General features: G+C 44.2%; 8 protein-coding genes and 1 riboswitch. Of the genes, 3 read left to right on the forward strand and 5 right to left on the reverse strand.

The window, feature by feature from the left end; genetic code table 11:
• Positions 1-2: 2 nt before the first annotated feature.
• The 5 genes from M0R36_03280 to M0R36_03300 form a co-directional block, all read right to left on the reverse strand.
• Positions 3-2,570 (reverse strand): hypothetical protein, encoded by a 2,568-nt coding sequence (locus M0R36_03280; protein MCK9554824.1) that lies wholly within the window; start codon positions 2,568-2,570, stop codon positions 3-5.
• Positions 2,571-2,584: 14 nt separating this feature from the next.
• Positions 2,585-5,551, reverse strand: coding sequence for a discoidin domain-containing protein (locus tag M0R36_03285; protein ID MCK9554825.1), 2,967 nt, complete (start codon positions 5,549-5,551; stop codon positions 2,585-2,587).
• Between the two features lie 203 nt (positions 5,552-5,754).
• A complete protein-coding gene (gene hflC / locus M0R36_03290) occupies positions 5,755-6,714 on the reverse strand; it encodes a protease modulator HflC (protein ID MCK9554826.1) in 960 nt (319 codons plus the stop codon).
• Positions 6,711-7,712 carry an FtsH protease activity modulator HflK gene (gene hflK / locus M0R36_03295; protein MCK9554827.1) on the reverse strand — a complete coding sequence of 334 codons (1,002 nt, stop codon included), beginning with the start codon at positions 7,710-7,712 and terminating at the stop codon, positions 6,711-6,713. Before hflK ends, hflC begins: the two co-directional genes overlap by 4 nt.
• A gap of 198 nt (positions 7,713-7,910) precedes the next feature.
• Positions 7,911-7,973: riboswitch (Fluoride riboswitch) on the forward strand.
• A gap of 11 nt (positions 7,974-7,984) precedes the next feature.
• Complete coding sequence (locus M0R36_03300) at positions 7,985-8,251, reverse strand: discoidin domain-containing protein (GenBank protein ID MCK9554828.1); 267 nt, start codon at positions 8,249-8,251, stop codon at positions 7,985-7,987.
• Positions 8,252-8,446: 195 nt separating this feature from the next.
• Here M0R36_03300 and M0R36_03305 point away from each other — a divergent pair, with 195 nt between their 5' ends.
• Genes M0R36_03305 through M0R36_03315 form a run of 3 tightly spaced genes read left to right on the forward strand, consistent with a single transcriptional unit; the run spans position 8,447 to position 12,034 of the window.
• The gene (locus M0R36_03305; GenBank protein ID MCK9554829.1) at positions 8,447-9,121 is read left to right on the forward strand and encodes a PTS sugar transporter subunit IIA; all 675 of its coding nucleotides are present in this window, start codon (positions 8,447-8,449) and stop codon (positions 9,119-9,121) included.
• A gap of 21 nt (positions 9,122-9,142) precedes the next feature.
• Positions 9,143-11,131, forward strand: a complete 1,989-nt coding sequence (locus M0R36_03310) for a hydrogenase (GenBank protein MCK9554830.1) — start codon at positions 9,143-9,145, stop codon at positions 11,129-11,131.
• Positions 11,132-11,137: 6 nt separating this feature from the next.
• On the forward strand, positions 11,138-12,034 hold the full coding sequence (locus M0R36_03315) for an NADH-quinone oxidoreductase subunit H (protein ID MCK9554831.1): 897 nt from the start codon (positions 11,138-11,140) through the stop codon (positions 12,032-12,034).
• Positions 12,035-12,045 lie beyond the last annotated feature (11 nt).

Raw genomic sequence — 12,045 nt, forward strand, 5'->3', positions numbered from 1 at the left:
CTTTATTTGCTTTCAAGCCGCATCTTGTTTAAAAAAGCTTTCCCCTCGCCCCTCTCAGATGTGCTGAGAGCTATACTCAAAGACTCGACAGGCCCTATGGAGTCGGATTTTTCTCCTCCCCACCAGTATTTAATATCCTCTGAAGTGATAACAACCTTTTCCCATGCGCCGTCAAATTTGAGGTTATCGATTTTTTTGCCGAAAATACACCCGTAGGAATCTTTGATTTTAAATTCAAGCCCGGTCTTCAATCCTTCGCCTTTAAAATAAAAACTGAATTCATATTTTTCGGGAAGAACACCGCTGATTTTTTTGGTGATATCAACCCAATGCCAGCCCTCGGGGCCTTTCATAACATATACTATACCCAGAGCGCTGCCTTCCTGCCCTTTTTCTTTGTTAAGCATAAGGATATCGTCTTTTGAGCTCGCTTTGCCGTAATCGTTGACATTAAAATCAACCAATTCTTTTTTGCCCAGCGCAAACGCTTTTTCCTCTTTCGAATTCGCTTCGGCCTCAGCCGTCAGGATATCCGAAAGCGCGTAAACATTATTTTCCGCGGCGGCGGCGAAAAAGTATTTTTTGCCGGGTTCGAGTTTCCTCAAAAACAGTTTTTTATCGTCATACCCGATATTCATATGCCCCATATGCGAAACATCATCCGCGTTATTAAAATCTTCTTTGTCTTTTATGGGATGTTCCGACATTTTTATTCTATAGGCGGCGATATTTCCTTCTTCCTCATGCGCCGGCCGGGCAAGTTTTAATTTCAATTCCACATCGCCCCTGTTCTGTCCGGTCACAGCTTCCAGGACCGCAGGCGCAGGAGGAAGCTTGCCGTAAAACCTGTTGGAAAGATGCACAAAGTCAATAACCGCGCTGCCGCCGGTTTTTCTTCTTCCCGTATTAAAATAAAAAGAGATTCTATCTATTGATTCAAGGTTTAATCTGAGTTTTGATAAATCGTAATAACAAAGTTCCCACGAGCCATCCCTGACTTTCGCTTTTAAATCCAGCTTTTCTGTTTTGCCGTCTTTGTCGCGCAGAATTATTTTAGGCTCGACTGTCCCCTCTTTCCAGAAGGCAAGGTACCTGTAAGGCGAAAAATCCTCAAGTAAAGGAGACACCTCAAAGAAATCTTTTCTCCCTATCTTATTGAAAATTATCTGAAGGGCTTTTTTCCCCTCCTTGACATTTTCATCCTGCCTGAAGAATCCGTAATCACCTCTTTTCGAAACCCATTCGGCGTAAGGGGGAGAATGCCTGCTCTCGTCAAAATTATCTATTATCGCCGCAAATCCGACTTTCTCCATCCCTGCCTTTATGTGTTTGTTATTCATAAAATGTTTCCAGACAGTCCCCGAAAGGTAATTCCCGAGCATAATAATGATAGGCCCCTGGTCGATTCCGAGGTATTCCCTGCTCCAGAAATCTTTTTTTATGTTATAGCTGTCGGTAAACCCGTATTTCTTGAATATCTTATCCCCGAAATTCTCATAGATATATTTCATATTCGAATAAGATTCTTCAGGTGTAAACGGCATAAAGCTGAGCGCCGCCGTCGGAGCTATCGTGCCGTCATTATCCCTGCCGTTATACGCAAGAGGAGCTCCGGGTATCACCGGCGCCGCGTAATCGCCGTATTTGCCGGGCCCCGCGCACACGTTAAGGCCCCACATATCCGGGCCGAACCCCATTTGGCTGTTATCAATGCACCATTGCCTGCCTGCCAGGGAAAATTCCCTCAAATTCTGGAAATAATCCAGGAAATAATCTTTTTTGAGCCGGGGATCCATAAAACAGAACGGCCACTGGTGAGTGTAGGCGGCGCCGTCGCCCACATAATTATACCCGCCGTAAGAGGCATGATAAAACGTGTTGCCCAGGTTAAACCAAGTCTCGACGGGAATCGGATGCGTTGGAGAAGATATCCCGAGAATAACCGGCAGGAGCCCCATTTCAGACGACGTGTACCAGCCGCCGAATCCTGTTGCGGGTTCCCACCCGATATAAAACATATTGTTTTCTTTATTTACAAACCACATCCAGTCAACATTCCTGTATATGTCATCCGCCAGTTTTTCTATCTCGGTGCCTTTAAAATATTCCCCCGCGGTAAGCACACCCGCTATGAAAGGAGATGTGTCGGACGCGTATATCCCCTCGGAGCCTATCCATTTGCCCGTATGGATATTCACCCAGTGGTAATGGTGCCCGTGTTCGTCTTCGACAGTTATTTTGCTCGGGTTCCCCGGATAAGCGATAAAACTCTGCAGTGTTTTTAAAACCCTGTCGTAAGCTTCCTCATAAGTTATCCAGCCCTGCTCGTGGGCGATACAGATAGCGGCAAGCCCGAAGCCGACAACCGAGTTGCTGCAGTTACGGTTGCCTGTAGCGTCGGGTATAAGCCCGTTTTCAGGGTTGGCTTCATCCCAAAAATATAAGAATGTCCTTCTGGCGACTTCTTTGATTAATTCGTCTTTCTCTGCATCGTCACCGGCATAACTATAAACGCACATCGAAAAAACAACCGCCGCCAAAATTACAATGTTAACGGTCTTTAAAAACATTTATATCCCTTTTATTAATAATAGATTTTAACTTCTCTCGCATCGGAAGGAACAGGTATCTTATCCGTTAAAACACCTTTCAACGGAATACCGTCAATTGCAACACCCGATATTTTTTTCCTCAAAGGAGAACAGATCACATACCCGGCTTCGGGCGGAGCGATATTGTCGAAGGAAAGTTTTATGAAACCGTCTTTTATAAAACTTTCAACTTTAAGGCTTACATCGCCGAAATATGTCGGCGCGTTCTTAAGTTCTATGACTTTGCCGTCGTCAAACCATTTTTCGGGAACGCAGGATAACAGCAGAAGAAAACCGTTTTCTTCGCGCAGGAGCATATTTCTTAAAAGCAATACATAATAACCCGCCACCCAGCCGTGGGGAACATCCCCGATTATCCCCTCTCCGATTCTCCGGAAACCCTGCCCGTCTTCAACACTCGGCATAGCCTCCATCCATCCCCCGGGACAGGACAGATTGCTGATGCTCCACTCAAGGCTTTTCAACGCCACGTCTTCCATCCCGATATACATCAGGGGATGGACAATCATTATATTATACCCCCAGAAAACCTGTTCGTACTCAACATACCATCCGCCGTCATAACCGGAAAATTTTCCGGTTACATCCCAGTAATGACGGTATGAGCGGGCAAATAAATCCTCAGGAACATCTATCCCCAGGCTTTGTCCGGGGAAAAGCGGTGTCCGGTGGGAACTGCACATCTGCGCCTCGCCCAGTATCCGGTGGTCGGGATCGACTTTTCTTTCTTCCGGAGGCCAATAATCGGCAAAAGCCGGCATATAAGATATATTTTCTCTCTCCATAACTTTCTCGATGCTGGCAAGAGCGCATTCCCTGAGGCTGTCATATTCCTTTTTCATCCATTCGGCGTCTTCTTTCTTCCCGAGGACATTTGCCGCTTCTTCTCCGGCCTTAAGGCCTATCATACTCCACCAGTTATCCTGGTACAGGTGCGACGGCAGGCTGAAATTATCCTGGCTTACAGACGGGGGCATAAGCCCGTAAAGCGCGGTATCTTTAAGCCCGGGCCTGAGATTCGGCTTCCTTTTTTCTCTTATGATTTCGCAGGCTTTCAGTATTCTCGGATATACGCTTCTCAGATATTCCTTATCTTTTGTTATCCTGTAATGTTCAAAGAGAGCGAAAGAACTTCCTCCAAGACCGTCCAGATACCCGTCACCCTCATTATAAGTAAAATATTTCAGCGCCCGGCGCGTCACTTCGCTCAAACCGACTTTATCGAACGCGCCCGCCATCTCGACGGCGTCGTGAAGGAAAAATGTTTTATAGGCAAACGGCCCCGGGTAAATTTCATCGCCGTTCATCATAATCAGCATATAGTAAATGGAAGAGTAGAAACAGTCTTCATAGCGTTTGTCGGGAACTGTGAGTTTAAGCGGCGCAATCCCTTCCCAGAATGTCCTAGTAAGCTCAAGGTTTTTTTCAAAATCCAGGTTTAAAATCTCATCGGCTGTCAACGCCGCGCCGTTTTCCGACGGGACCATAACACAATATGATTTTTCCTCACCGGCGTTTATCTCGGTTTTATAGACAACGGCTCCTTTTACTCCGGCGTTATCATCCCTGAGCCCGGCGCCCGAATTAATAACCTTATACCCCGCAAACTCAGGAACCTCAGCGGCGGAAACATTTATTTTCTCTTTCAAAAATATACTGTCTTTCCCGTCCGCCCGGATAATGTTCCCGCCCCGGCGCTCAAGGGATTTTACAAGGACTCCCCACAATTTCAGCATAGGGTTCGTCCGGACATTTACATACACTAAAAACTTTCTGGGCACAGGACTCTCGTTCCTGATTTTTATGGAAGAGAAGTTAACCATTACGCCTTTTTTCTCGAGCCGCGCAAAAATCGTTGTTTCCGCTTTGAACCCGTCGCCGCGCCAGCTGATTATATTCACGGGAAGGCTTCCCCCATCCAGCTTCCACTCAGTTTCCATAGTCTCAGGCGTATATAATTTCCCCGCTTCTATATCATATACCCAGAAACCGACCCGGAAAGGATACGGCTCAGGGCCGAAAGACCCGTCCCTTCCGACAAAAGTGTTCCACTTAAAACCTTCCCATCCCGTAAGCCCGCGCACTATATCAAGATTGCTTTTTCCGGCGATATCCGCCCAGTCCCTGAATTCTATTTCCCTGATTTCGCACCCGGGCGCGCAAACCAGCCTGATATAACGTTTGCCGACTATATTCGCGTTTACCTGCTCAGTTCCGCCGGACACCGGGGTTCCTTTAAAAACAGTGTTCCATTTTTTCTTATCATCTGAAACCTGCAGTTCAAATCTTTTCGCGTAATTTTCTCCCCAGTGTATAACAATTCCCCCGAGGTCTTTTTCTTTTCTTAAATCGATTTCAATCCATTCCGCGTCCCCGCCTTTTCCGGCCTGCCACAATGTCTCAAGGTCCGCGTCAAATATATTGTCCGGACGTTTGCTCCCGTCCGCGAAAGAAGAAGCGTCCACATACAGTTCTTCATCCGGCCCTTTTACAATAATCTCCCAGAGCGAATAGCCCCAGGAAGTCCCTCTCTCCTTAAACTGCACCTTTATATAACGCGCTGTCTTTTTGCCGAAATAAATGTCGTCGCAGAATTTTCTTATGCCGCTGTCTTTCTGATAAACCCTGTCCCATTCTCTTCCGTCTTTTGATATTTTTATTTCGTAAGACTTGCCGAACGCGGCCTCCCAGTATAGTTTCAAACCGACGATATCTTTTTCCTCTCCGAAATCGATTTCCAGCCATTCATCATCCGTAAAGTCACTGCTCCACCTGGTTGACATATTATTATCGATTACATTCTGCGGCCCCAGTTCATTATTATTTTCCTGAACAGATGAAGCCTTCACAGTCACGGAAGCTCCCGCAGCGTTAGCGGCAAATAAAAGAAAAAATGTTATCAGGGTTATAATGTTAATATTTTTCAGCCGATTTCCCATAATGCTATGATAGCAGACAAAACCATTTAAGTGAAATCCGAAACAGAAAAATAACCTCGCTGTAGAGAGTATACTTCTCTCATCGCGGATAAAAATCTGAAAAAACCATAGGAGAAAAGGGATAAATTGAGGTTAAGCTGATGACAGTGTAAAATAGGCGCCAAACCCAGAAGATAATATAGACCTCTCAACGAGATAAAACCTTACTGAGAAACCCCGCCGGAATCTTTAAAATATTTATAATACTCGCTGTCGGTTGTAAGAATTAAAGTTGTGGATTTATCAACCGTTTTTTTGTATGTTTCGAGAGTCTTTAAAAATGAATAAAACTCAGGCGATTTATTATACGCGTCAGCGTATATCTTTGTAGCCTCGGCGTCAGCCTTGCCTTTTATTTCCTCGGCAACGCGGTATGCTTCCGACTGTATCTGGTTCAGTTCTTTTGCTCTTTTTCCTTCGATTTCAGCTCTTTTCCCTTCGCCTTCCGAACGGTATTGCTCGGCTGCGCGTTTTCTTTCGGATATCATTCGCTCAAATACTTTTTTCTGAACATCGGGAACATAATTTATGCGCTTAATCCTCACATCAATAAGTTCTATGCCGTACTGAGGCACGATTTTCGATGCCTCGTCTAAAATAGCGCGCGTCAAGGCTTCCCTGCCGTAATATATTTTCTCAAGCTCTTCAACCTGCCCCATAGCATCATCATCTTTGCTTTCCGCTTTCTCTTCTATAATCCTATTGCTGTCCCTGACTGTTTCAACAAGCTTCTGGTTTGTAACCGCGTCTCTCGTAGCCGAGTCAATAATATCGTCAAGTCTCGCCTGCCCGCCGGTTTCATTACCAACTGACTGGAAAAATTTTAAAGCGTCTTTTATTCTCCATCTCGCTGTTGTATCAACCGATATATATTTTTTGTCTCCTGTTGGTATTTGATTCGGCTCGCCATCCCATTCCAATATCCACTTATCAAAATAGTTTGCCTGCTGGATAAAAGGCATTTTAAAATGAAGCCCGGCTTCGGTAATAGGCTTGCCTATCGGCTTGCCGAACTGAGTTACAACAACCTGCTGAATTTCATTTATTGTGTAAAGCGCTCCGCTTATGACAAAGACTGCGATAATAATAACTACAGTAATTAGAATTGAAAAAACCTGTTTCATTGCGCACCCCCTTGATCCTTAAGATTCATAAGAGGCAAAATACTTTTTTGGCTTGGGTCAACAATATATTTATTGCCCGCTTTGGATAAAACTTCATTCATTGTTTCCAGATACATCCTTTTTCTTGTTACATCTTTTGCGTTTTTATACTCCTCATAAACAGAAATAAATTTAGCCGCATCGCCCTTTGCCCTGTTTACTCTGTTTAGCTGATATCCTTCAGCTTCGCTTATTGTCTGTTCAGCTTCACCCCGGGCTTTGGGAATAATTTTATTGTAAGCTTCCCATGCCTGGTTAATAAGTTTTTCTTTTTCCTGTTTTGCTTCGTTTACTTCGTTAAAAGACGGTTTTACAGGATCTGGAGGGTTAACGTTCTGCAGTTTTACGGTAACTATCTGTATACCGCTGTCATATGAATCAAGAATTTTCTGAAGTTTCTCCTGCACTTCCATGTTTATTTCAACCCTGCGGGTCGTAAGAACTTCATTTACTGTGTGGTCACCGACAACCTGTCTCATAACAGCTTCTGAAATGTTCCGTATCGTCCTTTTATAATTTCTGATATTAAATAAGAGTTTTACCGGATCTTTAACCTTAAACTGGGTTATCCATTCCACAACAAGCACATTCAAATCGCCTGTCAGCATAAGTGATTCATCAAGGTAATTTTTAGGAGAGTACTGTGTTACAACGCCGGCTTTTGCGGTCCGATAACCAAATTCCTCTTTGAAGATATATTTTACTTTTACATTTGTCACATTTTCTATCAGAGGAATTTTGATATGAAGACCGGGTGTTGTCGTCCTTATATATTTGCCGAAGCGCTGAATTATACCTACTTCATCGGGGCCGGTTGAATATATTCCCGATGCCATAATACCTACCGCCGCAACAATTATTACAATGAAAAATATCCCTCCGCTGAAATGCAAGTCAGGCATTTTAATACCCATTTTCTTTAACAGCTCTTTGGGATTATCAATCTCATTTAAATCCATTATACCCCCCTTGCTATTCGCAGTAGGCTACATCATCTTCCGATTATATGTCAAGGTATTATATATTACACAACTTGCTTGTACAAAGGCATACAACTGTCAACTAATTATTTACCTGACGGCTTACTACGGGATAACAAGCGCGGTCTATCTCCGGCTTAAATATTTTTTTCCATCGATAGGCTGTTATGATATAATCCAGTTTCCGGCGATGGGGTTCGCCGTTAACCGCCTTAACAGGCTGATAACTCCTACAAAATAAAGGATACGGCTCAGGGCCGAAAGACCCGTCCCTTCCGACAAAAGTGTTCCATTTTTTCTCTTCCGAAATCGATTTCCAGCCATTCATCATCCGTAAAGTCACTGCTCCACCTGGTTGACATATTATTATCGATTACATTCTGCGGCCCCAGTTCATTATTGTTTTCCTGGACAGATGAAGCCTTTACGTTAATGGAAGCTTTCGCAGCGTTAACGGCAAATAAAAGAAAAAACGTTATCAGGGTTATAATGTTAATATTTTTCAGCCGATTTCCCATAATGCCATGATAGCAAACAAAACCATTTAAGTGAAATCCGAAAGAATGAAATTGCCTTAGGTCTCCCGCATAAAATTTATCCCTGTATTATATAAAAACCCGGACGACTATTGACTTTATGCTCTTTATGTCATATAATAGCACAGTTGTGACAATAATTGTCACAACAAGTCTTCTTAGGGAGGTAGTACGCAAGTGCAACTGACTGTTAGAGATGTATCAAAATTGATGAATGTTTCCGAGCGTTCGGTTTACCGCTGGATTAAACAGAAATCCATCCCGGTATACCGCGTGCTTGACCAGTTCAGGTTTAACCGGGCAGAGCTTTTAGAATGGGCTTTAAGCAAAAAAATTCCCGTTAATCCCGATTTCTTCCAATCCGGCAAAGAGAAAGATTTAGTTCTTCCGAGCCTTTCCGAAGTCATTAAAACGGGGGGCATCTATTACAGAGTTTCCGGCGATACAAAAGAATCTGTTTTCAAGAACATAGTGGAGCTGCTGCGCCTGCCCGGTGAATTCGACCAGGATCTGTTGATACGCCTTTTATGCGCCCGGGAAGAAATAGCTTCAACCGGTGTCGGAGACGGCATAGCAATTCCTCACGTGCGAAACCCTATAGTATTAAATGTGCCTTTCTCCATGGTTTCTTTATGCTTTCTGGAAAACCCGATAGATTTCGGCGCTTTAGATAAAAATCCGGTTAACTGTATCTTTATGGTCATCAGCCAGACCGTAAGGATACACCTGCATCTGTTATCCCGCATTGCTTTCTGCCTGCACGACGCTAAATTTAAAAAGGCCCTTCTAAGCCAGTGTTCCCGCGAAGAAATCGAACATCAACTGAGAAGAATGGAAGAAAACCTCAAATAATCCGGCGGCGGAAAAAAACATATGTTTGAATTCATATTATCAGTCCTTATCATGTTTACCAGCGGTGTCATTGCCTGCATATTCGGCCGTCATCCGCGAAAATCCTCCTTTATCGGCGCAGGAGGAGCGGTTATCGGCAGCATAACAGGATTAACCGCGGCTATCCGGACAATCTTCAATGATGTCACAATATATAAAAAAGGTATATGCGCATTTAATATCGGGGCGCTCTCAACAGGCATTGATCAGCTATCCGCTTTTTTTCTCGCGCCTCTTTTTGTCCTGGTCGCCGCTTCATCTATTTACGCTGTCCAGTACCTGAAACCATTTTACGCAAAAAAAAACATCGGCTTATTTTGGCTGTTTTTCAACCTGCTGGCATCAAGCATTGCAACTCTTGTTATTACAAGAAACGGCGTCTTCTTCCTTGTTGCGTGGGAGATAATGTCGGTTTCATCATATTTTCTGGTTACATTCGAGGATGAACACAAAAGCGTCCGACAGGCGGGCATAATTTATCTTATATCAAGCCATATCGGCGTTATGTTCCTGTTCTTCCTGTTTGTCATGATGGGCAACGCCTGCGGTTCGATGGAATTCGCGGATTTCAGCTCCGGGCTTTCAAACCTCCTGCCTGTATCGTCCATAATTTTCACACTGGCAGTCATCGGGTTCGGGGTAAAAGCGGGTTTTGTTCCGTTTCATTTCTGGCTGCCACAGGCCCATCCCGCCGCCCCAAGTCCGGTTTCGGCTTTAATGTCGGCTGTAATGATAAAAACCGGGATTTACGGGTTGCTGCGCATCCTGATGTTTATCGGCCCGCCCCGGCTGTGGTGGGGCATAGCTTTGCTGGGAATCGGGCTTATATCCGGAATTCTCGGAGTTTTATTTGCTCTTGCCCAGCATGATGTCAAACGGTTGCTCGCTTATCACAGTGTCGAAAATATAGGTATCATCGCTATCGGCATAGGATTGGGGCTTATCGGATTGAATAAAGAACTGCCGATTCTGGCTTTATTCGGTTTTGCCGGAAGCCTGTTGCATATTATTAATCATGCTTTATTTAAAGGGCTCCTGTTTCTCGGCGCCGGAGCGGTTGTACAGCAAACAGGCACAAGAAACATAGAGCTTCTCGGCGGCGTTTTTAAAAAGATGCCCGTGACAGGGATAACTTTCCTCATCGGCGCCGCGGCAATATCCGGACTGCCTCCTTTGAACGGGTTTGCCAGCGAGTTTTTAATCTATTTCGGAAGTTTCAGTTGTATAACAGATTCCTCTTTGACGCCGGCAATATCTTCCCTGCTGGCTATTACCGGACTTGCTCTTATCGGAGCCCTGGCTGTTGCATGTTTCACTAAAGTTTTCAGCATAGTATTCCTCGGCCACGCACGCTCTGCTGCTGCGGAAAAAGCATCCGAACCCGGAAAAATGATGCAGTCAAGCATGGTTTTTCTCGCTGTTTTGTGTATTTTGATAGGCATAAGCATGCCGTTGATAATTCCCGGTTTTCGGGGACTCCTGGCCGAAGTCAGCGGGCTGGCTTCTTCTGAAATAAACCTGTTTTTAGGCCAGGCGAAAACAACTTTTGTTTTTATAAATAAGATTTATCTTGTTCTTGCGGTTGTTTTTGTTTTCCTCCTTTTATTGCGAAAAAAAATGCTGGCAAAAAAACCTGTCCGGACAGCTCCGACATGGGATTGCGGATACAATCAACCGTCCCCCAAAATGCAGTATACGGGCTCATCTTTCGCCCAGCCTATAACGGATTTTTTCAATTTTATCCTGCGCGCTGATAAAAAAGCTGAACTTCCTTCGGACACATTTCCGAAGAAAATCTCCATGCACACGGAATCCAATGACATTTTTATGCGGTATATATACGAACCGTTATCTGCCAAAATTTATTCTCTGATAATGAAACTGCGCTGGATTCAGCACGGGAGGCTGCAGGTTTACATCCTTTACATTGTTGTCACTCTTTTGATTTTAATCATATGGAAGTTGGGATGATTTAATATGAAATTTGCGCTGCTAAACATAATATTGGCGTTAATTGCGGCTCCGTTATTATCGGGTATTATTAACCGCGTTAAAGCTATGTTTGCGGGCCGAAAAGGACAGCCGCTTTTTCAATTGTATTACGACCTGCATAAACTCCTGAAAAAAAGCGCGGTGTTCAGTCCGGCCACAACTTTCTTTTTCTGGGCCGGGCCTTTAACAGGATTTGCCGTTTTAGCAGGAGCATTGCTTATTGTCCCCCAGGCGCAGGGAAAAGCTTTCATACAGTTTCCGGGAGACATTATTCTTTTTATTTATTTATTTGGGCTGATGAGGTTTTTTACAGTTGTCTCAGCCATGGATACAGGTTCAAGTTTTGAGGGAATGGGAGCTTCGAGAGAAATCCAGTTTGCGGTATTTGCCGAACCCGCGTTATTTCTCGGGTTAGTGACGTTAGCCAGAAAAACGGCAAATTTATCTCTGTCCGGAATATATTCCTCGTTTTCCTGGCATGACAGCACTGTGCTTATACTTGTTTCCGCCGCGTTTTTTATTATATTTCTCGCGGAAAATTCCCGGCTGCCGGTAGATGACCCGAATACACATCTGGAATTGACGATGATTCATGAAGTCATGGTCCTCGACCACAGCGGCCCGGATCTGGCCGTCATATTTTATTCGGCCTCTTTAAAACTCTGGATATTGGGTTCCCTGGTCATCGGAGCTATTATGCCAATATACACCGGGAAGATTATTTTTGATGAACTTATTTTTTTATCGGGCATGGCTGTTTTAAGTATTGTAGTCGGTATTGTAGAGTCCTGCATGGCGCGGTTAAAACTATTAAAGGTCCCCCAATTTTTGATAGTGGGGTTTGCTCTGGCGATAATAGCTTTGATTCTTCAGATAATGTAAATGTAAAGGTG

It is taken from the genome of bacterium, from assembly GCA_023228325.1.
Classification (GTDB): Bacteria; Auribacterota; UBA6266; order UBA6266; family UBA6266; genus UBA6266.